Here is a 22,531-nt window from a genome sequence, read left to right on the forward strand (position 1 = left end):
GCCTATATCGGCGAAGCTGGTAATCAGCAACCCGACCTTATGGCGAGACCGCAAAAAGGACCGCATTATCCATGGCCGAAGACATCGAGTTCGACCGCCATTTCGAACCGGCACATGGCAAGGCCGTTCCCGTCGCGGAGAATGTCCTGCGCGTCACGGTCAATAATCCCGGTCCGTTTACCTTCGAGGGGACGAACAGCTACGTGATCGGGCGCGACACGCTCGCGGTGATCGACCCAGGCCCGGATGACGAGGCCCATTTGCAGGCCTTGCTTGCCGCGATCGACGGACGGCCGGTCAGCCATATCTTCGTCAGCCATACCCATGCCGACCACTCGCCGCTCACGCCGCGTTTGAAGGACGCCACGGGCGCGACAGTCATGGCCGAAGGCCCGCATCGGGCCGCCCGCCCCTTGCATATCGGCGAGGTAAATCCCCTCGACGCCTCCTCCGATACCGCCTTCGAACCGGACTTCCGGTTGGCCGACGGCGAAATCGTCGATACCGGCGAATGGGCCGTGGAAGCAATCGCGACGCCGGGGCATACGGCCAATCACATGGCGTTCGCGCTCAATGGCACCGGGATATTGTTCTCCGCGGATCACGTCATGGCCTGGGCCACCTCGATCGTCGCGCCACCCGACGGCGCGATGGCGGATTACATAGCCTCGCTCGAACGGCTCCTGCAGCGGGACGACGCGATCTATTTGCCCGGCCATGGCGGCCCGGTGACGAAACCGCGCAGCTTCGTCCGCGCGCTGAAAACGCATCGCCGGCTGCGCGAGGCCGCCATCCTCGAGCGATTGCGCAAGGGCGACCGGACGATCGCCGGGATGGTTCGCGAGATCTATCGTGACACCGATCCGCGGCTGCATCAGGCGGCCGGGCTTTCGGTTCTTGCGCATCTGGAAGACCTTGTGGCGCGCGGGGCCGTCGAAACCGACGGGCCGCCGGCCATCGAGGGCATCTACCGGCCGAACTAGGCTTCGACAATTCCGATGAGTTGGAAATCGAGCGCTTTCAGGTAGCGGTCGATCAGCCAGGCGTTCCAGCCGAGATCATGGGTTACGAAATCGGTGCGCGCGCGCATGTCGATGAAACTCGTGTCGCCCTCGTCGGTGAGCCTCAACACGACCGTGCCGGGTATACCGATGACCGGAATGGAATAGGCGAACTCGAACAGAAGTTCATCATCCGCACCGATTCGCCCGCGCCGCGAGACCAGCGTCCAGCCGAGATTCCCGCCAACCGCCAGTATCGTTTCCTCGATCGCGTCCGGCGCTGCCTTGAAACGCCGGCCGGTCAAATTGGGATAGCCGTTTCTCAGTTGCGCGGCGACCTGGGCCGCCGAGCCGCCGGCAGGTGTTCGCAGTTCCTCGGACAGGAGCGGCGGATCGATCAAATCCGTCGAGACATCGCTCTGTTGCGGGCGCGCGATCCAGGCGAACAGGGCGAGCACGAAGGGTGCGAGCGTCAATGTGACGAGAAAAAGCGCCCAGATGGCCTGCTGACCGCCCCTCGTTCCCCGCGTCCAAAGGCTTCGAAACGCCACGCCGACCAGAAACAGCGCAAGCAGCGCGACGAGCGCGACACAGCCGATCAGGAGAAGGAAGTTCGGCGTATCGACGATTTCCATGTTGTGCGCGATGAGGATCACGATCGCCAGGACCGGCGCAAAGGACGCCAGACGGAGCGACCAGCCGGCGGCATGCGAGCGTTTTCGCTCCGGCAAAGGGCGAAGTGTAACGGGTTCGTGTCTGCGTCCAGCCTTGAGCATCGCCATGATCAGTCGCGTTAGCGCGAAAACACGCAATGTGTAAAGCCGATCATAAAAGTGCCCCGGTACCGCCCCGTCCCCGCCCAATTGCGGCCAAACTGGCCTTCGAGAGTCGATCGCGCTGGTGGGAATGAAAACCACAAATGGGAGACGTGCATATGCCGTCGGCTGACATGATTGAAACGACGCTCATCGAGCAAACCGGAAACCAGATCGCAAACGGCGAAAAGGAGTTCGTCGACCTGGAATCGGTTGAACTGGAACTCGCCCTGAACCTGCAGACACTTCAGGAGTTCGGCTTCGAGGAATGTCTCAAGGAAGCCAGCGAAGCGAGCGGCTTCAAGTTCCTTTTCCAGCTTCCGGTCTTCGACCAGATACCCGGCCAGCGTATCGCCGTGATGAGCACCAAAGACGGCGACAAGCTGCTCTATGCGGTGCTCGACAACACCGGCAAGGCCATCGAGATCGTTCCACAGGATGCGATGCGCGTCGAAATCCGTGATTTCGCATCGGCATTCATGGACGTGTTCGCGCAGCTCGGAAATCTGCAGAGCTAGGCTCTGCACGGCACGGTCAGGCGCGCTCGTCCGTCCCGTTGGCGAGCGTCGCCTGTGCCGCGGCCAGGCGCGCGACCGGCACGCGATAGGGCGAGCACGAAACATAGTGCAGACCCACGGTCTCGCAGAAATGGATCGAGGCGGGATCGCCGCCATGTTCGCCGCAAATTCCCAGCGTGATGTCGGGCCGCGTCCTCTGGCCGCGTTCTGCGGCCATCTGGACGAATTCGCCGACCCCTTCGACATCGATGGTTATGAACGGATCGCGATCGATCACGCCCTTGCGGAGATATTCGTTGAGGTAAAGGCCCGCGTCGTCACGCGATATTCCGAACGTCGATTGCGTCAGGTCGTTCGTGCCGAATGAGAAGAAGTCCGCACTCTCCGCGATCTTGTCGGCCCGAATGGCCGCGCGCGGCAATTCGATCATCGTGCCGACGAGATACTGGATTTCGGTGCCCCACTTCTCCATGACCGCCTTCGCGATCACGTCGATGCGGTCCTTGATGAATTTCAGTTCGCGCTCATAGGCGACGAGAGGCACCATGATCTCCGGGACGACCTTCTTGCCCGTCTTTTCGCCGGCCTTCATCACAGCTTCGAAAATCGCGCGGGCCTGCATCTCGATGACTTCCGGATAGCAAATCGCCAGCCGCACGCCGCGATTGCCGAGCATCGGATTGATCTCGTGCAATTCCTCCGCCCTCTGGCGGATCCGCTCCACGTCGATACCCATAGCCTCGGCGGCATGCTCCATTTCCCGGCCCGGACGCGGCAGGAATTCGTGCAGCGGCGGGTCGAAAAGGCGGATCGTCACCGGCATGCCGCGCATGATCTCGAAGAGCTCGAGAAAATCGGCTTCCTGCATCGCCTGCATGTCGGCGAGCGCTCCGTCTCGCGCCGCGCCGCCATCGGCCAGAATGAACTCGCGCACCGCGCGCAATTTCTCATCGTCGTTGAACATGCGCTCGGTGCGGCACAATCCGAGTCCTTCGGCACCGAACTCCCGCGCGGTCAGTGCGTCTTCCGGCGTCTCGGCATTGGCGCGCACCTTCATGCGGCGGATGCCGTCCGCCCATTCCATCAATTTCCCGAAGTCGCCGGACAGTTCGGGCTGCACCATCGGCAATGCGCCGAGAAGCACCTCCCCCTTCGTGCCGTCGATCGTGATCACCTCGCCGGCGTGCAGGGTACGGCCGCCGGCGAGCATGGTCCCCTTCTCGGCATTGATCCGGACCGCGCCGGCGCCGGAGATACAGGGCTTTCCCATACCGCGCGCGACCACGGCCGCATGGCTCGTCGTGCCGCCATGGATGGTCAGGATGCCCTCGGAGGCATGCATGCCATGGATATCCTCGGGACTCGTTTCCGGCCGGACGAGAATCGTCTTTCGGCCGGCGCCATGGGCTTCCACCGCTTCTTCGGACGTGAAGACGATTTCCCCGGTCGCCGCGCCCGGCGAAGCCGGCAGGCCACGCCCGATGACGATGCGCTCCACGTCGGGGCTGATGGCCGGGTGGAGCAATTGTTCAAGCGAGGCGGGGTCGATGCGCCGTAACGCCTCGGTCTTGGAGATCAGCCCCTTTTCCGCCATCGATACGGCGATGCGGATCGCTGCCCGCGCGGAGCGCTTGCCGTCGCGGGTTTGCAACAGCCACAGCTTACCCGCCTCGATCGTGAACTCGATATCCTGCATCTCGCGATAGTGGTTCTCGAGCCTCTTGGCGACGTCCTTCAATTCCTGGAAAGTCACCGGCATGGCGTCTTCCATGGAAACCGCATCGCCGCTCGAAGCCTGCGCCTTGCTCAAAGGGTGCGGGGTACGCAGCCCTGCGACGATGTCCTCGCCCTGGGCGTTGGGAAGGAATTCGCCGTAGAGACAGTCCTCGCCGCTCGCCGGATCGCGCGTGAATACGACGCCGGTCGCGGATCCCTCTCCCCGATTGCCGAACACCATCGACTGGACGGTCACCGCCGTACCCCAGCCCTCGGGAATGTTGTGCAATGCCCGGAAGGTCAATGCCCGCGGATTCATCCAGCTCTTGAGGACGGCGCGAATGGCGCCCCAGAGCTGTTCCGTCGCGTCCTGGGGAAACTCTTCGTCGAGCTCGTCGATAACAGCCGCCTTGTAGCCGTCGATCACCGTGCGCCAGTGGTCTGCGGTCAGTTCGCCGTCACGGGTCGCGCCGCTCTCCTGCTTGACGCTGTCTATGATGTCCTCGAACACGGAATGATCCAGGCCGAGCACGACGCCGGCATACATCTGGATGAATCGTCGGTAGCTGTCATAGGCGAATGTCGCGTCACCGCTCGCCTTGGCCAGGGCTTCGACCGACTTGTCGTTGAGACCGAGATTGAGCACCGTGTCGAGCATACCCGGCATGGATTCGCGCGATCCGGAGCGCACCGACACGAGGAGCGGTTTCCCTGCCCCGCCGAATTCCCTGCCGGTTTGGCGCTCGAGGGTTTCCAGCGCCTGGGTAACCTCGCGTTCGAGGCCATCAGGCAATGCATTCGCGTTCGCATAGAAATGCCGGCAAACGTCCGTGGCAACAGTAAAACCGGGCGGTACGGGCAGGCCCAGCCGCGCCATTTCCGCAAGGTTAGCACCCTTGCCGCCGAGCTTGTCTCGGTCGCGCGCGCTACCCTCGGCCTTTCCTCCTCCGAAGCTATACACCCAATTCGTCATTGGTTCTGGTCGGTCCTCTCCCGTCCGGTCATTGGCGGCCTCCTCCTTGCCGCGTCAACAGGAACTGATGCATAGCGCAAACACATGGCGCAATGCGAGGTCTTTTTTGCAGTGCAGCAAATTCGGCCACAATCGCGGTAAATGCGGTTGGAACTCACGGTCTGGGCCAAACTCGGAGAATTCCCTAGACCGCCTCGCGCAATTCCTCGGCCTGCTGGAGATCGACCGAGACCAGCTGAGATACGCCCTGCTCCGCCATCGTGACTCCGAACAGGCGATCCATGCGCGCCATGGTGATCGGGTTGTGGGTGATGATAACGAACCGGGTGTCGGTATCCTTGGCCATCTGGTCCATCAGGTTGCAGAAACGCTCGACATTGTGGTCGTCGAGGGGAGCATCGACCTCGTCGAGGACGCAGATTGGGGCCGGATTGGTCAGGAAGACGGCGAAGATCAGCGCCATCGCGGTCAGAGCCTGCTCGCCGCCGGACAGCAGCGTCATGGTCTGTGGTTTCTTGCCTGGCGGCCGCGCGACGATTTCCAGACCGGCTTCCAGCGGATCCTCGCTTTCGATCAGTTGCAAGTCGGCCGTTCCGCCACCGAAGAGATGCGTGAAAAGCCGCTTGAAATGGTCGTTGACCACGTCGAAGGCTTCGAGCAACCGCTCGCGGCCCTCCCGGTTCAGGCTTGCAATCGCCGAGCGCAATTCACGGATTGCGTCGATCACGTCATCACGTTCGCGGACCAGCGATTCCAGCCGCTCGATCAGTTCTGTCTGCTCTTCCTCGGCGCGAAGGTTCACCGCCCCGAGGCGCTCGCGCTCTATCTTCAACCGGTCGAGGCGCCGTTCGGTGGCGTCCATGTCCGGCATGGCGTCGTCCGACGACAAACCGCTCAGTTTCAGGGCTTCGTGCGGCGCGCAGTTCAGCGCCTCGTGAATACGCCCCTCGACCTCCTTGCGGCGCTCCATGGCGGCCGTCAGGCGTTCTTCGGCGCGGGCGCGTTCCTCGCGGGCGCCGGAGAGCGCCGTGATCGCGTCGGTCGCGGCCTTGTCGGACTCCCGCACCGCCGTTTCCGCCAGAGCCAGCTTGTCTCCGGCTTCCTTGCGAGCCTGTTCCGCCGCCTCGATTTCGCGAACCAGTTGGCGGCGGCGCGCCGGCATCTCGTCCGGCGTCTCATCGAGCGAAGCCAGTTCGGTCGCCGTTTCCTGGCGGCGCTTCGCGAGAACGCCGATCTGCCCGTCCGCATTCGCGGCGCGGGTGATCCAGTTTTCGCGTTCGCTCTTGATGGCAGCGAGACGCCGCTGACGCGCTTCGCGCTCACGGGCCAGAGATTGGTGGTTGGCGCGCGCTTCGGTCAAAGCCGCGCGCTCCGTCGTGACGATCGTGCCCTGCTTCTCGACGCCGACATCGAGGGCAGAGAGATCCGGCTCGCCGGCCAACGCGGTCTCGGCTTCAGCGAGAACGCCCGCCGTCTCTTCTATGTCGGATTTTGCCCGCTGGAGGCTTTCATCGAGCACTGCCTTGCGTTTGGACAATTCGCCTGTTGCGCGTTCGGCGGCGGCGAGCGCCTCGCGGGCTTCGCGCGCGCCGCCCTGTGCGGCGCGAAGTGCTTCACGGGCCTGCCGTTCGGTTTCGATGGCGGCGCGTGTCGCTTCCTTGCGTTCCGCGGCGTCGGCCTCGCAAGCACGCAGCGATTTGGTCGCTTCCACGATCTCCGCATCGAGTTCGGCAAGACGGTTCTTCTGCGCAAGGCGCTGGGCTGCCGGTGTCGGTGCATCGGCGCGTGCGGTGTATCCGTCCCAGCGCCACAGGGCACCGTCCTTCGTCACAAGCCGCTGCCCGGTTTTCAGCTCAGCCTGCAGCAGGCCGCCCTTGTCGACGCTCTCGACCACGCCGATCTGGCTCAGGGCGCGTTTCAGAGCGTCCGGCGCCTTGACGAAATCGGCAAGCGCCACTGCTTCCGTCGGCAGGGCCGGATCGTCGGCGAGCGGGTCGACCGCAGCCCAGTAGGCGGGCGCGTTGGAGTCGAGAGGCAGATCGAGATCGTCGCCAAGCGCCGCGCCCAGCGCAGCCTCGTAGCCCTTCTCGACCCTTATCTTTTCGACGACGGCGGGGAACAGGTCGCCGGCACCGGTATTGAGCATCTTCGCCAGTGTCTGCGCTTCGGTTTCGAGGCGGTTAAGCGCCGCCTTGGCTTCCTGCAAGGCTGGCTGGCGCGCATTTTCGGCCTCGCGCGCGGCTCCGACACTCTGCTCCGCCTCCGCAGCGACCCGCTCGGCCTGGATCGCGGCGTCTTCCGCGGCTTCCAGCAGAACGCGCTTTTCGGCGGGATCGGCAAGTGTCTTGATGCGATTGTCGATCTCCGACAATTCGGACATCAGTCGGTTCTGCTGCGACACCAGGCGGTCGTTGCGTTCGCGTGTCTCGCGAATTCGACGTTCAAGCTGCGTTCGCAGCGCGCCGACCTCGGCACGTTCGCCGGTCAGGCGCGCCAGTTCCGCCTCACTGCGGGCCAGTGCCGCTTCGGCCGCCTCGAACAGCTGTTTCAATTCGGTTTCGCGATCGCCAGTCGCCGCTTCCTCGGCGCTCAGCTCAGCTTCTTCCGCGTTGAGACGGGCGATGGCGGAGGCGTTTTCCTCCTTCATCGTTTCCTCGCGTTCGATGTCCCCCGAAAGCTGGGTCAGCCGGTTTTGCAGTTCGGTGCGCCGCGCTTCCTGGCGTCGAGCATCCTCGTCGAGCTGATTGAGGGCAATCGTCAGGCGCTGCAACGCGGCGGCGGCGGCCGCTTCATTGTCACGCAGTTCGGGCAGTTTCTTCTGCGCGATGGCCTGAACCTTCGCGGCTTCCATCTGCAGTTGCGAACGCTCACCCACCAGCGAGGTCGCCCTGGACAGGGTCGACTGCGCGTCGCCCTCCTGCTGCTTGGCAAGGGTCCATTTCAGGTGAAGAAGCGTCGCCTCGGCTTCGCGAATATCGCGCGACAGGGCCTTGAAGCGATTGGCCTGGCGAGCCTGCCGCTTCAAGCTCTCGATCTGGCTTTCCAGTTCGGAAACGACATCTTCAAGGCGTTCGAGATTGGTCTCCGCGCCGCGCAACCGCAATTCGGCGTCGTGGCGGCGGGAATGGAGGCCGGAGATACCGGCCGCCTCTTCCAGCAAGGCTCGCCGCGCCTGCGGCTTGGCCTGAATGAGCTCGCCGATACGGCCTTGCCCGACCATCGAGGGCGAACGGGCGCCGGTCGACTGGTCGGCGAAGAGCAGCTGCACGTCCTTGGCGCGGGCGTCCTTGCCGTTGATCTTGTAGGCAGACCCCGCCTCGCGCTCGATACGCCGGGTCACCTGCAGCGTATCATCCTGGTTGAATGCCGCCGGCGCGGTGCGGTCGGCATTTTCGAGGAACAGGGAAACTTCGGCGGTATTGCGCGAAGGACGCGTGCCGGACCCCGAAAAGATCACGTCATCCATGCCGGATGCGCGCATGTTCTTGTAGGAGGATTCACCCATCACCCAACGCAGGGCCTCGACAAGGTTCGACTTGCCGCAACCATTCGGCCCGACCACACCGGTCAGGCCGCTTTCGATGATGAATTCAGTCGGCTCTACGAAGGACTTGAAGCCCAGAAGGCGGAGTTTTTCGAAGCGCATCAGCGGCTCCGCCCATAGTGTCGGCCGCGCACGCGACGAAGCGCGCGCGCGGACCTGCCATTACAGCAGGTCGTCGAAAATGGCCGACATCTGGTCAACTGTCAGGGCTCCGGAATATTTCTTTCCGTTGATGAAGAACGTCGGCGTGGCGTTAACGCCGAATTCCGCCGAGGCGCGCTCCCGTATGGAATTGATGTCATCCAGAAGCTTCTGATTGGTCAAGCAGGTCTGAAAGCTCTCCTGTGTAAAACCGGCGAGCTTCGCGATATTTTCCAGCGGCGGACGCGCATTCTCCACGAAGGCCCAGCTTTGCTGCTGCTTGAACAGCACATCGACCATGGCGAAGTATTTCCCCTCGGGGGCGCAGCGCGCGAGCATGAACGCGGCGGCGGCGCGAGGATCGAAGGGAAACTCACGCAGGATGAAGCGCACCTTGCCGGTGTCGATGTAATTTTCCTTGATGGCAGGGAAGGTTTCCTTGTGGAAATGGGCGCAGTGGCTGCACGTCATCGAGGCATATTCCACCACGGTGATCGGCGCATCTTCCGCGCCTTCGACCTGCTCTTCAAGCGGACCGGGCTCCAGCAGCTTGTCCATGTCTACGCTGCCGGCAGCCGCCGGTGCGGATTGCGCAAAGGCCGTCAGCGGCACGGCCGAAGCGGCTGTGAATGCGGCCGCGGCCAGCAGCGTGGAACGGCGCGTCAGGAAAGTGTCAGCCATCTTTGTCATTCTCCGGATTCATTCGATCTGGGGCGATATAGAATATCAAGGGTGTCAGGACCATGGCGTTTTTCGGCTGAACGCAATCTGAACGGCGGATACCGGTAAACTCTTCGTCAAGCGATCGGTCATGTCGAGAGGTGCAGGACAACCTCGCGGCGATGCCTCCGGTCGCGATGTTCGAACAGGTAGATCCCCTGCCAGGTTCCGAAAACGGGTCTGCCGCCCGTTACCGGTATGCCGATGGAGGTCTGCGTCAGCGCCGCCTTGATGTGTGCGGGCATATCGTCCGGGCCTTCCATCGTGTGCACGATCCAGTTCATCGACGGGTCGGTCGAAGGCGGGACAAGGCGGCGAAAAAACGCGTGCAGGTCACGCTGCACGTCCGGATCGGCATTTTCCTGGATCAGCAGTGAGCAGGAGGTGTGCCGCACAAAGACGGTCAGCAGCCCTTCTCCGGCGCCCGCCTCCCGCAGGAAGGCATGCACGCGGTCGGTGAACTCGTACAAGCCCTGCCCGCTGGTTTCTATCGTCAGCGCGGCCTGCATTACCGGGCGGTTGTCAGGGCCAGTTTCGCACCCAGCGCAACGAAGGCGGCGGCAAAGCCGCGGCGCATCCACGCCATGACCCGCGCGCTTGCCAGCATGCGGTCACGCACCGCCGAGGCCACGAAGCCGTAAGCCGCGAAAACAACGAAGGTCATCGCCATGAAGACGGCGGACAATTCCACCATCGCGCCCAACGGGCTTGCCGCCGCCGGATCGACGAATTGCGGCAGGAAGGCGAGGAAGAAGATCGACAGTTTCGGATTGAGGATGTTGATCAGCGTGCCCGTTACGGCGATGCGCGGTAGGCTTCCCGCTTCCTTGCCCGCCTCCACTTTCAGCGCGCCGCGATCCCTGATCGTCTGCCAGGCAAGCCAGAGCAGGTAGGCGACGCCGGCGAACTTCACCACCTGGAACAACAGGGCGCTGGCATGAAGGATTGCCGCAACACCGAGAATGGCGGCCACCATGTGCGGCACGATGCCAAGCGTGCAACCGAACGCCGCCCAGATGCTGGCGAGACGACCCCGCGCAAGCGCAACGGCCAGCGTGTAAATGACGCCCGTGCCCGGCGCCAGAACGACGACAAGTGCCGTTGCGAGAAATTCGGGAGACATGGAGCACCTTTCTTTTTGATACCGGGACGGTATCGACGCGAGCAACCAAAGGCAATCGGCGCATGCGGGCCCAGCGATCATTCGCCTGCCGTCTGCCCGAAAAACGAAAACCGGGGAAGTTACCGTCGCAAACTGGAATCGCGGACAAGCCCGTGTGACGATCCGGACAGGATGGAACAGGGCGATCGACAATGGTCAAATTGCACGAAAGCTGGCTGACGCCGCTGCAGGGCGAATTCGACAGCCCATACATGGCCGCGCTGAAACAGTTTCTCGTCGCGGAGAAACAGGCGGGCAAGCACATTTTTCCACCGGGAGCCGAATGGTTCCACGCGCTCGACGCGACGCCGCTGGACGACGTGCGCGTGGTGATACTGGGCCAGGACCCCTATCATGGGCCCGGACAGGCGCACGGCCTGTGTTTTTCAGTGCGACCGGGCGTGCGCGTGCCGCCGTCGCTGGTCAATATCTACAAGGAGTTGAAGGCAGATTTGGGCATCGAACCGCCGGGACACGGCAATCTGGAGGCTTGGGCGAAACAGGGCGTTCTGCTGCTCAACGCTGTCCTGACTGTGGAGGCGCATCGTGCCGCTTCGCATCAGGGCAAGGGCTGGGAGCGCTTCACCGACGCCGTCATCCGGCTCGTCAACGACCGCGACCGGCCGGCCGTGTTCATCCTGTGGGGCGCCTACGCACAAAGAAAGGCCGCTTTCGTCGATCAGTCGAAGCACTGCATCATCAAGTCGCCCCACCCCTCGCCGCTTTCGGCCCATAACGGCTTCTTCGGCTCGAAGCCGTTCTCGAAGGCCAACGCGTTCCTTCAGGACAAGGGGCTGGAGCCGATCGACTGGCGGCTGCCCGAAATCGCGGCGAACTGAGGCAAGGCGAACATGAACCCGCATACGCTGGCGCTCTTCATTCCAGCCTGTTTCGCGCTCAACCTGACCTTCGGGCCGAGCAACCTGCTGGCGCTGACCAACGGGGCGCGGGCCGGCGTCGGCGCGGCGGTCGTCGCCATCTTCGGCCGGCTGGTCGCCTATGCGATCCTGATCGCGATCACCGGCGTCGGCCTCGGTGCGCTGCTGGCGGCGTCGGCGCATGCCTTCGCGATCGTCAAATGGGGCGGCGCGGCCTATCTGATCTGGCTCGGCGTCAGGATGATGCGCGGTGGCGGCGCACGGACAAGCATCGAAGCCGCGATGGCGACCCGACCGCCGACGCCACAGCTTTTCCGCCAGGAATTCCTCGTCGGCATCGGCAACCCTAAGGCGATCCTGATCTTCACGGCCTTCTTTCCGCAATTCGTCGAGCCCGGACGCTATCTGGCGAGCTTCGCGGTGCTGGGGGCGCTCTTCCTCTTGCTGGAACTGACGGCCGCCGCGCTCTACGCGCTGGCCGGACGCCATATCGGCCGAATGGCGAGCCGGACCAGCGCCACGCAATGGCTCAACCGTATCAGCGGCGCGATGATGATCGCCTTCGGCCTGCTGATGCTGTTCGCGAGACGGCCGGCGGCATAGCGTGCGACATCGCTGCCGCGCCTCGCCATCGAGACCGGCTCGTCAGGCCCGCGATTTCCCCCCGTTCACGACGAGTTGGGCGAGAGGACGCGCAGGGCCAGCAGGTGACAGTTCCTCAGGATCTCGTCGACCTCGTGGATCTGCCGCTTGCGGCGGCCCGGCGGATAACCCGGACGCATGGGGAGAGCCGTCCGATACGGTATGGCTCACGGTCGCGCCTCGCCCGTCATCGCGCCAGGCGACGGGCCTGGGCGTCGATATCGTCAAGCGCGCGCCGGACCGACGCAAGCCGGCGACAAACGCCCGTCGCGTCGACCATTTCGTTGTCCGACGGGATCGGCGGAAGCGGTGGCGGGGTCGGCCCGTCGAGAAAGAGGATGCGCGGGACCGAGCGGGAGTATCTGCGCCGGGGGGCGAAGTTCTTCAGCGGATCGAGCAGGGGAAAGGCAGTCTTTGTCCCGTCCGTAAGCTTCGGGCTTCGCCCTCGCTGACGGGCCCCTGATGCCCCGATGACGGAGCGCAAGGGGCGCACATCGACAACTAGGTCGCGCGCGGCGATCACGATCAGCCGGCGGGCGGCGGATTCGGCGGGCCGCAGGATGCGCGTCAGATAGTTGCGCAACTGCCGCCGCATTTTTCCGTCTTCCGTCAGACCGGCAAGATCGAGCAGCGCCACGACGACGCGCAGAAGCGCGGCGCGATTGCTCTCGATGATGGCGGCCCATTCCACGCGCCTCGTTCTCCGTTAAAGGTTCAGCCGGACAAGGGTACGCAAGGGCGGAAGTCGGTCGATAGAGCGTCGAATTGAAAGGCGATTTTTAAGACAAATCAATGCATTGCCAGCCATTTACGGAACCTTCATCCACCGGATGATGCCGTCTACGGCGCTTCATCGGCGGAATCTTCTTCTTCGATCGCCTCCGGTCCAGCCGTATCGGACTGGTTTTCCGCGATGGTTTTCGCGGCTCTTCCCAAAGGCGCGAATGACGCGATGAACATTCCGAGTCCAACGACCGGGCCGGCCAGATTCGCGGCCAGATAGGCGAGGCCGGCCTTGACTGCCGCTTCGGTCCCTTTCTCCAGTCCGGCCAGCGATCCCTTGCGCACGCTCCCAGCCGCATCGCCCGCGTAACGTCGCGCTTCACGCAGCACGACGCTCGCCACATTGCGGACGACCAATGCGTATTCGGCCGTTCTTTTTTCACGCACAGAACCGGACGCCGCTTCGGAGGAGATTTCCTCCATCGTGTGCAGTGCGGCTATCGCGCTTTCGTCGGCGAGGTCATCGGCTTCACCGATAATGTCCAGGACATCGTCGAGACCGGATTTCACCGCATCCAGATCGGCGCCGGCAAGATCGAGCGCCAGCACCTCTGCCTCTATGTCACGCACAACCGGGAAGCATCCGAGCAGGTCGCGTAGTGTGTCCGACAGATCGACCATTCCGGCGACGGCGTCAGGAAAAAGCTCTTCCTCGTTTCGTGAAAAGGCCGCCGCGTCCGCCTCAATCGATCGCGACCTCGATCGCAAGACCCCCGGGCGTATCCCCGAAAGGTCTGAAGGAAGCGCGCCCAGGAGTTTGCCGACAGAAGCGGTGACGCGAGGGGACGCATTGGCACGACCGAGGCGCTGAGCCAATTCGGTCGCCTTTTCCCTCACCTCCTCCAACAGATCGGCTGCGAAATCGTTGTCGATGGCATCCGCTGCCGGAGGTATCGCTCCGATCCGGTTGTTGCGCCATTGGAACTGGAAAGGGGCCGGCCGCTGTTCGGTGACGGTTTCGTCGTCTTGCTCGGGATGTTCGGCTGTGCTCGCGCGACCCCTCAAAACGATCTCCGCGATCTCATCCACGATCTGCCCAGCCGAACGTTCTTCGGAGGCTGTCCAGAAGGCGTCCGGCTGGGTGGCGATTTCGGTTACGACTTTCCCGTTAAAAAGGGTTTTATCACGCGTTCTTTGCCCAGATGCCTTAACATACCAAGAGAAAATGACCGCCCACGAACCGGGTTGACTGTTTGCGCGATTTTGCCATTCCGCCAATAGGTCCCGATACGATCCGGGCGGCATATGAGCCAATGTAGGGAAGCCGGTGTCAATTGGTAGCCATAGCGATTGATCAAAAAGGGCCACTGTGTCTGCATCGCCGCCTTCATTAGCCAGCCATTGGCAATCGTATTCCACTGCCTTCCAAATCTCTCGCCTGGCGTCGGCGGCGGCGAAGGCGGCGTCGGCGGCTCTGGTGGCGGCTCCGGAGACGGCGGTGGAGGCGACGGCGGCTCTGTTGGCGGCGAAGGCGGCGTCGATGGCGTTGATGGCGGCGTCGTCGGCGGCGTCGATGGCGTCGGCGGCTCTGGTGGCGGCGAAGGCGGCGTCGATGGCGAAGGCGGTCATATCATGGGCGGGATATTTGTGCGCCGCCCATGATATGAAGTTTGCGCGGAAAGTCTGGAGAATCAAGTTCTCCCCTCCTTCCCGATCGGCGACCCGCAATACCAGCGGAAACACGCGCAAGGCCGCGCGCGTGGCGATCGCGTGCGCCCATTCGGTCGGCTTGTCGCTCAACCAGCCTGTAAGGTCTTCCGGCGAATTGATATTCGGTTCCGGCGCGGTTGCCATTGCGTATCCCCCACCCCGTCATCGTTGCAGAGGGTACGCCGCGCTTCAAGTCAAAGCTGCAGTAAAAAACCGCGAAATCGGCAGCTTAGCCGAGCTTTTGGCCGTATCGATTCAATTCTATTTCGCGGCCAAAAGAGGCGTCGCGAGCTTGAGCGCGGCGACGAGAAATGGGGCGGCGTGCATGAGGAGGTCGAAGATGTCGATCGGTCTGGCGAGCGTACCGGCCATCAGCATTTTCAGCTTTTCCCAGATATGCGGCTCGGGAACGAAGGGCGCGAGGCCGAGCGTCAGGCAGGCGATGATGACGAGGCTCCAGGGAAGCTGGTCGAGAAGATTGGCGAGCGATTGCATCTGGAGCGTGTCTCCGAAATTTCAGGGCGGTCCGCCGGTGCGGTGAGGCGCATATCGTTCGGCCCGGGCCGGAATACCACTACGCCCCACGGCGTTGGGCGCTTATGTCGCGGCCGCGGCCTTCATGCTCAGCCGCCCGGGAACCCCCTCGCCCGCCACTGCTCGCGCGGGATCGGCGCACCGACATCGAAGGCGAATGAGCGGACGCGGGTGGCGGCTTCGTCAAGATCGCAGCGGAAGCTGAGATTGTACCAGACACCGCCTGCCCGGAACGCCGCCTCGCGAACCTCGATCGCCGTCCCGGAACCGAGCCTGTAGGCCGGAAGAAGGTCCGGCCAGTAAAGCGGCGAGACGCGGCGAAGCTGTTCTCGCAATTCCGTTGTGCACAGTTCAGCGCCGCGTTCGCCGCGCGACAACGATCCCATCGCAGCCATCGCGACCGGATCGTCGGTCACCGCACGCGAGAAAAGCGTGCGCGCCTCCGTCAGTTCGACCGGAGGCTTCGGTTCCGGAAGCGGCGCGGCGGCCTCGTCGATCTCGGCCGGTTCCGGTTCGAGCGACGTGTCGTCGGTTTCGGAGTCGGTGGATGAATTCCCATCCTGCGTTTCGCGCGGGCCGGTCTCCTCCTCGCCGAATTCGAAAACCGGCCGCAGGACCTGGATCGGCTGGGCGCTTGCCTGTTCTTCTCCCGCAGCGTCTTCGGGCGGCGGAGGCGGCGCTTCTTCCGCGGCCTGCTCGACCTCTTCTTCCTCGGGCTCTTCGGCCTCAGGTTCCGGCGCCTCGGGTTCGGGCGGCGGGACCAGTTCGACGGCGATCGCCTCCGGCTCCTCGCGGTCGAACTCCGGCAATGGCAGGCCGAAGATCAGCAGGGCGATGACAAGCACATGCGCCACGACCGAGGCGGGAACGCCCCAGTGCGCATATCGTCCCTGTTTTTCGGTATCCTGCTGCATCGCGCGATCACTACATGGCGAAAGGGCATGATTGAAATCAACTTGCCGCCAACGCGAAAAACAAGGTGATTTCGAGGCCGTGTTTCTCGCTCAGGCACGCGACACGAAGACCCGCCTGACCTCGGCAGGCTCTCTGCCGTTGCCTACCAGCGCCCGTTTCGGCGATTCCACGCGTAGAGAATATCGGCGAACCGGTCATAGGCGACGCGAGTCACCGGGAGCACGACCCTGTTGCCAAGCAGGAAAGCGATCCAGCCCTCGCCGGGCGTGGCGCGCCAGACCGCAATCGCGACATCGGCCCCGACCAGGAGATTGCCTTCGCCGTCAGTCGCGTGGAGGCGCCGGCGCACGTCATTCAACGATGCTCCGTGACCGGCAAGAATGTCCGGCTCCAGATTGATGTCACGAAACTCGATACGGCCCGCCTTTACGGCCTCGATCAATCGGCTTTTCTGTCGATTGATACCGGCATCGCAGACCGGGCAGCGCGTGTTGTACCAGACGGTGAGCATCGCAAAGACATGCCGAACAAAAAAGGGCGCCGTATGGCGCCCTTTCGCAAAACTAGCTGTCGAGGAAGCTCCGGAGCTTCCGCGAGCGGCTCGGGTGCTTGAGCTTGCGGAGCGCCTTGGCCTCGATCTGGCGGATACGTTCGCGGGTGACCGAGAACTGCTGGCCGACTTCCTCAAGCGTGTGGTCGGTGTTCATGCCGATGCCGAAACGCATCCGCAGCACGCGCTCCTCGCGCGGTGTGAGCGATGCCAGAACCCGCGTGGTCGTTTCGCGCAGGTTCGCCTGAATGGCGGCGTCGATCGGCAGGACCGCGTTCTTGTCCTCGATGAAATCGCCGAGATGCGAATCCTCCTCGTCGCCGACCGGCGTTTCGAGCGAGATCGGCTCCTTGGCGATCTTGAGGACCTTGCGGACCTTTTCGAGCGGCATGGCGAGTTTCTCGGCCAGTTCTTCCGGCGTCGGCTCGCGGCCGATCTCGTGCAGCATCTGGCGCGAGGTGCGGACGATCTTGTTGATCGTCTCGATCATGTGCACCGGGATGCGGATCGTGCGGGCCTGGTCGGCGATCGAACGGGTGATCGCCTGGCGAATCCACCACGTTGCATAGGTCGAGAACTTGTAGCCGCGGCGATACTCGAACTTGTCGACGGCCTTCATGAGGCCGATATTGCCTTCCTGAATCAAATCAAGGAATTGCAGGCCCCGGTTCGTGTATTTCTTCGCAATCGAGATCACGAGCCGCAGGTTGGCCTCGACCATCTCCTTCTTGGCGATACGCGCTTCGCGCTCGCCCTTCTGGACCTGGTTGACGATCTTGCGGAATTCCGCGATCGAGATGCCGGTTTCGGTCGAGAGTTCCTGGATTTCGGAACGCAATTCGTCGATTGCCGCCAGTTCCTTGGCGAATTCGCGCCAGCCGCGCGCCGTCAGGCCCGAGACGGTATCGACCCAGTTCGGGTCCAGTTCGGAGCCGTGGTAGCGCAGAAGGAATTCTTCGCGCGACACGCCGTAGCTTTCGGCAAGGCGCAGAAGACGGCCCTCGTTCTGCACGAGACGCTTGTTGATCGAATAGAGCTGTTCGACGAGAGCCTCGATGCGCTGATTGTTCAGCGAGAGCGACTTCACGTCGGTGATCAATTCGTCCTTGAGCTGCTTCAGGCGCTTCTGCTGGCTCGGCGACAGGGCGTCGCTATCGGAATCCGACAGCGAGCTTTCGACGTGCTGGTCCTGCAGCTTGCGCAGCTTCGCATAGGTCGAGGCAATGGTGTCGAGCGTCTCCATGACGCCCTCGCGCAGTTCCGCCTCCATCGCGGCGAGAGACAGGTTGACCTCGTCCTCGTCGTCGTCATCGTCTTCCTGCTGGCCCTCGCCGCCGACATCGGTGATGTCGTCGGAGCGGCGCGGCTGACGCAATGCGCGTTCCTTTTCCTCGCGCTCCTTCTTGGCCTGCTCGATCTCTTCCGGCGTCGGCACCTTGGGCGCCTGCTTGGCCTCGGGGCCGGCATAGGTCGCTTCAAGGTCGATGATGTCGCGCAGGAGGATGTTGCCTTCGTTCAATTCCTCGCGCCAGATGATGATCGCCTGGAAGGTCAGCGGGCTTTCGCACAGACCGGCGATCATCGTCTCGCGGCCGGCCTCGATCCGCTTGGCGATGGCGATCTCGCCTTCGCGCGACAGCAGTTCGACCGTCCCCATCTCACGCAGATACATGCGCACGGGATCGTCGGTCCGGTCGGTCGGCTCTTTCTTCTTGACGGTCGTCGTAACGGCGCTGCCGGTCGTCGTCGCCAGTTCGGTAGAACCTTCGTTGTCGTCACTCGAGGTTTCATTGTCGGAATCGTTGTCGTTGTCGCTCTCGACCTCGTCGTCCTCGACAACATTGATCCCCATTTCCGACAGCGAGGACATCGTGTCCTCGATCTGCTCGGACGTGACCTCTTCCGACGGCAGGACGGCGTTCAGCTCGTCCATGGTCACATAGCCACGCTTTTTCGCGAGGCGCAGCATCTTCTTGACGCTGTCTGCGCTCAGGTCCAGGAGCGGCCCATCGGGCGCGTGCTCCGGCGTGGTTTCACTTTCGGTCTTTTCTTTGGTCTTGGTTGCCATGAAAGCCTTCATCTCCGGCGACGGTGATCCAGGGCCCTGATCCCGCCTCGTGAAGCCCACCTGTTCGGTGAACGTCGCATTTCCGATCCCGATATCCCCGGGGTCAGGATTATGCGAAGGTTGTTAATTGCCAATTACCCCTAATCTAGGCGTTATTCGCGCCAATCCAACACGACGCGGCGAAAAACGAATCCCCAAACTGACAATAATTTTCGGGAGGCAGCCCGGACCGCCCTTGATTCCCGCGAATCGGGCGTGCGTCAACACCCGAGCAGCCGAATCAGTCAAAAAAGCGGGTACTGCGCGCGAATCACTAGAAAGAGCGCGTCGGACGGCCGGATGAGACGCCGAATCCCTCGACCAGCGCCTCCAGTGATTCCGTCTCGTCGATCTCCTTGCGGATATCCGCCAGACGTCCGAAATTGAAATCGCTGGCGTCAGTGCCGAGCGCGGCCTCGGCTGCACGCAACTCCCGCCGCAGGGTTCGGGACCTGCGGTGCAGATGCAATGCCTGGCGGAACCCCTCGAGCGCATCCTCATGCGCCGCCTCGCCCGTCGCCGTCCACAGGCGGGCACGGCGTATCAACTGGTCCAGTGCAGCAACCGTCGTCGCCTGCGAAACCAGCGCGGGATGCTCCAACAGCGCGTCGCGACTTCTCGGGCGGCCGGTGGCGCAGGCATCGAGGATGGCGCTGCGCAATCGCTCCAACCCGCCATGGTCGAGTTCCAGAACCGCAAAATCGTCGAAATGGTCTGCGAGCAGATCCGGGTGCCAAAGGACCGTCGAGACAAGCGCTGCCTCGCGCAACGGCATGTCCACTCCGCCAGTGGTCAACAGGCGCGACCGCGTCAGGCTTTCGGAGATCGCCAGGCGTCCGCCACTCATGCCGCCCCGCCCCGAAGACCGGCCATAACGATCGCGATTGCCTTTTCCGCGTCCCTTGCCGCCCGAAGACGGCGCACCGAAATGCGCCGCGATACGCTCGCGCATTGCCTGGCCGTAGTGACGCCGCACGCTTTCGTCCTTGATCTGGCTCGTCGCCTCGCGCAACTGCTTTTCGAGTTCGGCGCGACGCTCGGGCGTATCGAAGACACGGCCCTGCGTCTCTCGCGACCACAGCATGTCTGCGAGCGGCTTTGCAGATTTCAGCACCGCCTCGAAGGCTTCGTGCCCGCCGGCCTTGACGAGATCGTCGGGATCCTTGCCCTCCGGCAGCAGGGCGTATCGCACCGACCGACCCGGCTGGAGCCCCGGGAAAGCAAGATCGAGCGAACGCCAGGCCGCGCGCAAACCCGCCTTGTCGCCGTCGAAGCATAGGACCGGCTCGGGCGTAACCCGCCATAAAAGTGCAAGCTGGTTTTCGGTCAGCGCGGTCCCGAGCGGTGCAACAGCATTGGAGAAGCCGGCCTGATCGAGGGCGATCACGTCCATGTAGCCTTCGGCGACGACCACGGTGCCCGCCTCGCGCACCGCCTCGCGGGCACGACGGAAATTGTAAAGGACATTGCCCTTGTGAAAGAGGTCGGTTTCCGGGGAATTGAGATACTTCGCGGGCACGTCCGGCGACAGGGCCCGCCCGCCAAACGCGATCGTCCGTCCCCGCGCATCTTCGATCGGAAACATGATGCGGTCGCGGAAACGGTCAAAGGAAACCGGAATATCCTCACCGAAGACGACAAGGCCGCATGCCTCGATCTGCTCTTTGGACGCACCTTTCTGCGCGAGATGCTCCTTCAAGGCGTTACGGCTGTCCGGCGCGTAGCCCAGGCGAAACTTCTTCTGGGTCGTGCCCGAAAGGCCCCGGTCGCGCAGATAAGCCCGCGCCTTTGCGCCTCCGGAAAGCTGCAGTTGGCTTTCGAAGAAGACGACCGCCATCTCCATGACGTCGTGCAGCGTGGCGCGTATTTCCTCGCGGCGCTCCGCTTCCGGATCGCGTTCGGGCATCGGCACGCCGGCGAGATCGGCAATCTGCTGCACCGCCTCCGGAAAGGACACACCTTCCAGTTCGGTCAGGAAGCGGAAGTGATCACCCTTCACGCCGCAGCCGAAGCAGTAATAGCGGCCCTTCTTGTCCTCGCAGTGGAAACTCGGCGTTTTCTCGCCGTGGAACGGGCAGCACGCCCAGTAGTCGCCGCGCGACGCGTTCGTCTTGCGCTTGTCCCACGCCACGCGTTTGCCGATCACGTCCGAGATGGGAACGCGATCGCGGATTTCGTCGAGGAAAGATTGCGGAAAACGCATCGTCGGCCTTTTCGGGATTCTGCCCCTCTATACAGGGCCGACCGATCCGAGGCCAAGGATGCCTGCGTGCTTTCCCGCTATTCACAGGAGCTACGCGAAAGGCACTTCAGAATTGCGCGTTTTTCAGGAAAGCCGCCACCTTGGCGGCATTGTTCGTGGTGCGGTCGAATTCGATGCCGATCCGGCGCGGTTTTACCCAGCGGATCATTCCATCGATATAGCCGATCTCTTCGGAGTGCAGTTCGACCTTGTCTCCGAAATTCATGCCGGAGGTGTTGTGCATTTCCACATCCACGCCACCCGAAGATATGTCGAGCACAATGCCGCCGGTCTTCATGAAGCCGTTGCGCAAGTTGATATAGGTGCGTGCCACTCCCCGCGGAGCGGACTTGTCATCGGCAATACGGGACGCTGGCATGATGTTTTCCCGGGTGCGACTTTTCCTGTTGTTCGCACCAACCTCCCAGAAAAAGGCAAACATTGCGTTTACTTCCCGCAACGTCACTTTCGATCGGGATTGCCCAATGCGCGACAAATCCGGCCCGGTGAGTCAGGATAGTCGCGACAACGGAGCGGCGCGATGCTGAATTACCTGACCTTGATTTTCCTGTGCCAACTCATCGGCGAAGCATTTGTTGCGTTCGTTGAACTTCCCGTGCCCGGTCCGGTGATGGGCATGGTGCTGCTTTTCGCCGGGCTGTCGGTGCGCCGCTCGGTTCCAGACGATCTCGACACCGTGTCACGTGCGCTCCTCTCCAACTTGTCATTGCTGTTCGTACCGGCGGGAACAGGCATCATGGTGCATCTCGGCCTGCTTGCGAATGACGGTCTCGCGGTCTCTGCAGCGCTTGTCGTTTCGACCGTGGCAACCGTCGCGGTCACGGGCCTTCTCATGCAGGCGCTGACGGCAAAACGCGGGGGAAATCAGGATGATGCATGAAACAGTGCAAACCGGGATTCAGGATGTCTGGGTCTATCTGTCCGCCAGCCCGCTGCTGCACCTGACGCTAACGCTTGTCGCCTATCAGGCAGGCATGTGGATCTACAAGCGCGCCGGGATGAACCCGTTGCTCAATCCCGTCCTGATCGCCGTCGTGGCGCTGGTCTCGATCCTGCTCGTGACCGGCACTTCCTACGAGACATATTTCGAAGGTGCGCAGTTCGTGCACTTCCTGCTCGGCCCGGCAACCGTCTCGCTCGCCATTCCGCTCTACAGGCAGTTTCATCGGGTTCGAAAATCCGCTCTCGCCATAGCGATCAGCCTGCTGACCGGATCGATCTTTGCCTCTGCGAGCGCGATGGCGATCGCCTGGCTGCTCGGCGCGGGCACTCAAACGATCATCTCGATCGGTCCGAAATCGGTCACGGCACCGGTTGCGATGGGCATATCCGAAAGCCTGGGCGGACTTCCCTCCCTGACCGCGGTTCTGGTCATAGCGACCGGGATACTCGGCGCGGCGCTCGGCCCGCTCGTGCTCACCGCCGTCGGCGTGAAGGACTGGGCCTCGCGCGGATTCGCCATGGGGACGACCGCGCATGGCATCGGTACGGCACGGGCGCTTCAGGTCGATGAGGTGGCTGGCGCGTTTTCGGGCCTCGCCATGGGTCTCAATGCGCTGGCGACGGCAATCCTGTTGCCGCTCGCATGGTCCCTGTTTTTCCAGGATTGATCCGCGCGG

Annotated in this window: 21 protein-coding genes; 7 read left to right on the top strand and 14 right to left on the bottom strand. The window is 63.0% G+C overall.

What is annotated here, in order from left to right; all coding sequences use genetic code 11:
• Nucleotides 1-71 precede the first annotated feature (71 nt).
• Nucleotides 72-983, top strand: a complete 912-nt coding sequence (locus LC343_RS11295; RefSeq protein ID WP_223477206.1) for an MBL fold metallo-hydrolase — start codon at nt 72-74, stop codon at nt 981-983.
• Here LC343_RS11295 and LC343_RS11300 read toward each other — a convergent pair.
• A complete protein-coding gene (locus LC343_RS11300; RefSeq protein ID WP_223477207.1) occupies nt 980-1,783 on the bottom strand; it encodes a DUF1499 domain-containing protein in 804 nt (267 codons plus the stop codon). The genes LC343_RS11295 and LC343_RS11300 overlap by 4 nt on opposite strands.
• A 152-nt stretch (nt 1,784-1,935) precedes the next feature.
• On the opposite strand from LC343_RS11300, the gene LC343_RS11305 reads away from it, so the two are divergent.
• Nucleotides 1,936-2,334 carry a hypothetical protein gene (locus LC343_RS11305; RefSeq protein WP_223477208.1) on the top strand — a complete coding sequence of 133 codons (399 nt, stop codon included), beginning with the start codon at nt 1,936-1,938 and terminating at the stop codon, nt 2,332-2,334.
• 16 nt (nt 2,335-2,350) lie between these two features.
• Here LC343_RS11305 and ppdK read toward each other — a convergent pair whose 3' ends face one another.
• From ppdK to LC343_RS11320, 3 genes are all read right to left on the bottom strand, one after another.
• A complete protein-coding gene (ppdK, locus tag LC343_RS11310) occupies nt 2,351-5,023 on the bottom strand; it encodes a pyruvate, phosphate dikinase (RefSeq protein ID WP_223477209.1) in 2,673 nt (890 codons plus the stop codon).
• Between the two features lie 184 nt (nt 5,024-5,207).
• A complete protein-coding gene (gene smc / locus LC343_RS11315; protein ID WP_223477210.1) occupies nt 5,208-8,669 on the bottom strand; it encodes a chromosome segregation protein SMC in 3,462 nt (1,153 codons plus the stop codon).
• 60 nt (nt 8,670-8,729) lie between these two features.
• Entirely contained in the window at nt 8,730-9,356 is a 627-nt protein-coding gene (locus LC343_RS11320; RefSeq protein ID WP_223477293.1) for a DsbA family protein, read from the bottom strand.
• On the opposite strand from LC343_RS11320, the gene LC343_RS11325 reads away from it, so the two are divergent.
• Nucleotides 9,265-9,480 (top strand): hypothetical protein, encoded by a 216-nt coding sequence (locus tag LC343_RS11325; RefSeq protein WP_223477296.1) that lies wholly within the window; start codon nt 9,265-9,267, stop codon nt 9,478-9,480. The two genes, LC343_RS11320 and LC343_RS11325, sit on opposite strands and share 92 nt — an antisense overlap.
• A 37-nt stretch (nt 9,481-9,517) precedes the next feature.
• Here LC343_RS11325 and LC343_RS11330 read toward each other — a convergent pair whose 3' ends face one another.
• Both LC343_RS11330 and LC343_RS11335 read right to left on the bottom strand, forming a co-directional pair.
• Nucleotides 9,518-9,937: a secondary thiamine-phosphate synthase enzyme YjbQ gene (locus LC343_RS11330; RefSeq protein WP_223477211.1), complete on the bottom strand. Its 420-nt coding sequence runs from the start codon at nt 9,935-9,937 to the stop codon at nt 9,518-9,520.
• Nucleotides 9,937-10,551 carry a LysE family translocator gene (locus tag LC343_RS11335; protein ID WP_223477212.1) on the bottom strand — a complete coding sequence of 205 codons (615 nt, stop codon included), beginning with the start codon at nt 10,549-10,551 and terminating at the stop codon, nt 9,937-9,939. The genes LC343_RS11330 and LC343_RS11335 overlap by 1 nt, the downstream gene beginning before the upstream one ends.
• Nucleotides 10,552-10,742: 191 nt before the next feature.
• Between LC343_RS11335 and ung the strand changes: the two genes are divergently transcribed.
• Nucleotides 10,743-11,429 carry a uracil-DNA glycosylase gene (gene ung / locus LC343_RS11340; protein ID WP_223477213.1) on the top strand — a complete coding sequence of 229 codons (687 nt, stop codon included), beginning with the start codon at nt 10,743-10,745 and terminating at the stop codon, nt 11,427-11,429.
• 12 nt (nt 11,430-11,441) lie between these two features.
• On the top strand, nt 11,442-12,071 hold the full coding sequence (locus LC343_RS11345; protein ID WP_223477214.1) for a LysE family translocator: 630 nt from the start codon (nt 11,442-11,444) through the stop codon (nt 12,069-12,071).
• Between the two features lie 226 nt (nt 12,072-12,297).
• Here the strand turns inward: LC343_RS11345 and LC343_RS11350 are convergent, their stop codons facing one another.
• The 8 genes from LC343_RS11350 to LC343_RS11385 form a co-directional block, all read right to left on the bottom strand.
• Entirely contained in the window at nt 12,298-12,801 is a 504-nt protein-coding gene (locus LC343_RS11350) for a hypothetical protein (RefSeq protein ID WP_223477215.1), read from the bottom strand.
• A gap of 149 nt (nt 12,802-12,950) precedes the next feature.
• The gene (locus tag LC343_RS11355) at nt 12,951-14,687 is read right to left on the bottom strand and encodes a hypothetical protein (RefSeq protein WP_223477216.1); all 1,737 of its coding nucleotides are present in this window, start codon (nt 14,685-14,687) and stop codon (nt 12,951-12,953) included.
• Nucleotides 14,688-14,804: 117 nt separating this feature from the next.
• The gene (locus LC343_RS11360; protein ID WP_223477217.1) at nt 14,805-15,038 is read right to left on the bottom strand and encodes a hypothetical protein; all 234 of its coding nucleotides are present in this window, start codon (nt 15,036-15,038) and stop codon (nt 14,805-14,807) included.
• Nucleotides 15,039-15,166: 128 nt separating this feature from the next.
• Nucleotides 15,167-15,991, bottom strand: coding sequence for a DUF930 domain-containing protein (locus tag LC343_RS11365; RefSeq protein ID WP_223477218.1), 825 nt, complete (start codon nt 15,989-15,991; stop codon nt 15,167-15,169).
• A 143-nt stretch (nt 15,992-16,134) separates the two neighbouring features.
• The gene (locus LC343_RS11370; RefSeq protein ID WP_223477219.1) at nt 16,135-16,503 is read right to left on the bottom strand and encodes a thiol-disulfide oxidoreductase DCC family protein; all 369 of its coding nucleotides are present in this window, start codon (nt 16,501-16,503) and stop codon (nt 16,135-16,137) included.
• Between the two features lie 52 nt (nt 16,504-16,555).
• The gene (gene rpoD, locus LC343_RS11375; RefSeq protein WP_223477220.1) at nt 16,556-18,610 is read right to left on the bottom strand and encodes an RNA polymerase sigma factor RpoD; all 2,055 of its coding nucleotides are present in this window, start codon (nt 18,608-18,610) and stop codon (nt 16,556-16,558) included.
• A gap of 313 nt (nt 18,611-18,923) precedes the next feature.
• The gene (dnaG, locus tag LC343_RS11380) at nt 18,924-20,852 is read right to left on the bottom strand and encodes a DNA primase (RefSeq protein WP_223477221.1); all 1,929 of its coding nucleotides are present in this window, start codon (nt 20,850-20,852) and stop codon (nt 18,924-18,926) included.
• A gap of 106 nt (nt 20,853-20,958) precedes the next feature.
• Nucleotides 20,959-21,357 carry a PilZ domain-containing protein gene (locus LC343_RS11385; RefSeq protein ID WP_223477222.1) on the bottom strand — a complete coding sequence of 133 codons (399 nt, stop codon included), beginning with the start codon at nt 21,355-21,357 and terminating at the stop codon, nt 20,959-20,961.
• A 75-nt stretch (nt 21,358-21,432) separates the two neighbouring features.
• Here LC343_RS11385 and LC343_RS11390 point away from each other — a divergent pair, with 75 nt between their 5' ends.
• Together LC343_RS11390 and LC343_RS11395 are read left to right on the top strand one after the other, a co-directional pair.
• Nucleotides 21,433-21,792 (top strand): CidA/LrgA family protein, encoded by a 360-nt coding sequence (locus LC343_RS11390; RefSeq protein WP_223477223.1) that lies wholly within the window; start codon nt 21,433-21,435, stop codon nt 21,790-21,792.
• Nucleotides 21,782-22,522: an LrgB family protein gene (locus LC343_RS11395; protein WP_428982542.1), complete on the top strand. Its 741-nt coding sequence runs from the start codon at nt 21,782-21,784 to the stop codon at nt 22,520-22,522. Before LC343_RS11390 ends, LC343_RS11395 begins: the two co-directional genes overlap by 11 nt.
• Nucleotides 22,523-22,531: the final 9 nt, after the last annotated feature.

Origin of the sequence: Oricola indica (assembly GCF_019966595.1) — a bacterium.
In the GTDB taxonomy this organism is placed as follows: domain Bacteria; phylum Pseudomonadota; class Alphaproteobacteria; order Rhizobiales; family Rhizobiaceae; genus Oricola; species Oricola indica.

What these genes read in the sequence shown, in the direction of transcription:
- LC343_RS11295 (WP_223477206.1), top strand. Translation starts at nt 72, where the DNA reads ATGGCCGAAGACATCGAGTTCGACCGCCATTTCGAACCGGCACATGGC.
- LC343_RS11300 (WP_223477207.1), bottom strand. Translation starts at nt 1,783, where the DNA reads ATGGCGATGCTCAAGGCTGGACGCAGACACGAACCCGTTACACTTCGC.
- LC343_RS11305 (WP_223477208.1), top strand. Translation starts at nt 1,936, where the DNA reads ATGCCGTCGGCTGACATGATTGAAACGACGCTCATCGAGCAAACCGGA.
- ppdK (WP_223477209.1), bottom strand. Translation starts at nt 5,023, where the DNA reads ATGACGAATTGGGTGTATAGCTTCGGAGGAGGAAAGGCCGAGGGTAGC.
- smc (WP_223477210.1), bottom strand. Translation starts at nt 8,669, where the DNA reads ATGCGCTTCGAAAAACTCCGCCTTCTGGGCTTCAAGTCCTTCGTAGAG.
- LC343_RS11325 (WP_223477296.1), top strand. Translation starts at nt 9,265, where the DNA reads ATGTCTACGCTGCCGGCAGCCGCCGGTGCGGATTGCGCAAAGGCCGTC.
- LC343_RS11330 (WP_223477211.1), bottom strand. Translation starts at nt 9,937, where the DNA reads ATGCAGGCCGCGCTGACGATAGAAACCAGCGGGCAGGGCTTGTACGAG.
- LC343_RS11335 (WP_223477212.1), bottom strand. Translation starts at nt 10,551, where the DNA reads ATGTCTCCCGAATTTCTCGCAACGGCACTTGTCGTCGTTCTGGCGCCG.
- ung (WP_223477213.1), top strand. Translation starts at nt 10,743, where the DNA reads ATGGTCAAATTGCACGAAAGCTGGCTGACGCCGCTGCAGGGCGAATTC.
- LC343_RS11345 (WP_223477214.1), top strand. Translation starts at nt 11,442, where the DNA reads ATGAACCCGCATACGCTGGCGCTCTTCATTCCAGCCTGTTTCGCGCTC.
- LC343_RS11355 (WP_223477216.1), bottom strand. Translation starts at nt 14,687, where the DNA reads ATGGCAACCGCGCCGGAACCGAATATCAATTCGCCGGAAGACCTTACA.
- LC343_RS11360 (WP_223477217.1), bottom strand. Translation starts at nt 15,038, where the DNA reads ATGCAATCGCTCGCCAATCTTCTCGACCAGCTTCCCTGGAGCCTCGTC.
- LC343_RS11365 (WP_223477218.1), bottom strand. Translation starts at nt 15,991, where the DNA reads ATGCAGCAGGATACCGAAAAACAGGGACGATATGCGCACTGGGGCGTT.
- LC343_RS11370 (WP_223477219.1), bottom strand. Translation starts at nt 16,503, where the DNA reads ATGCTCACCGTCTGGTACAACACGCGCTGCCCGGTCTGCGATGCCGGT.
- rpoD (WP_223477220.1), bottom strand. Translation starts at nt 18,610, where the DNA reads ATGGCAACCAAGACCAAAGAAAAGACCGAAAGTGAAACCACGCCGGAG.
- dnaG (WP_223477221.1), bottom strand. Translation starts at nt 20,852, where the DNA reads ATGCGTTTTCCGCAATCTTTCCTCGACGAAATCCGCGATCGCGTTCCC.
- LC343_RS11390 (WP_223477223.1), top strand. Translation starts at nt 21,433, where the DNA reads ATGCTGAATTACCTGACCTTGATTTTCCTGTGCCAACTCATCGGCGAA.
- LC343_RS11395 (WP_428982542.1), top strand. Translation starts at nt 21,782, where the DNA reads ATGATGCATGAAACAGTGCAAACCGGGATTCAGGATGTCTGGGTCTAT.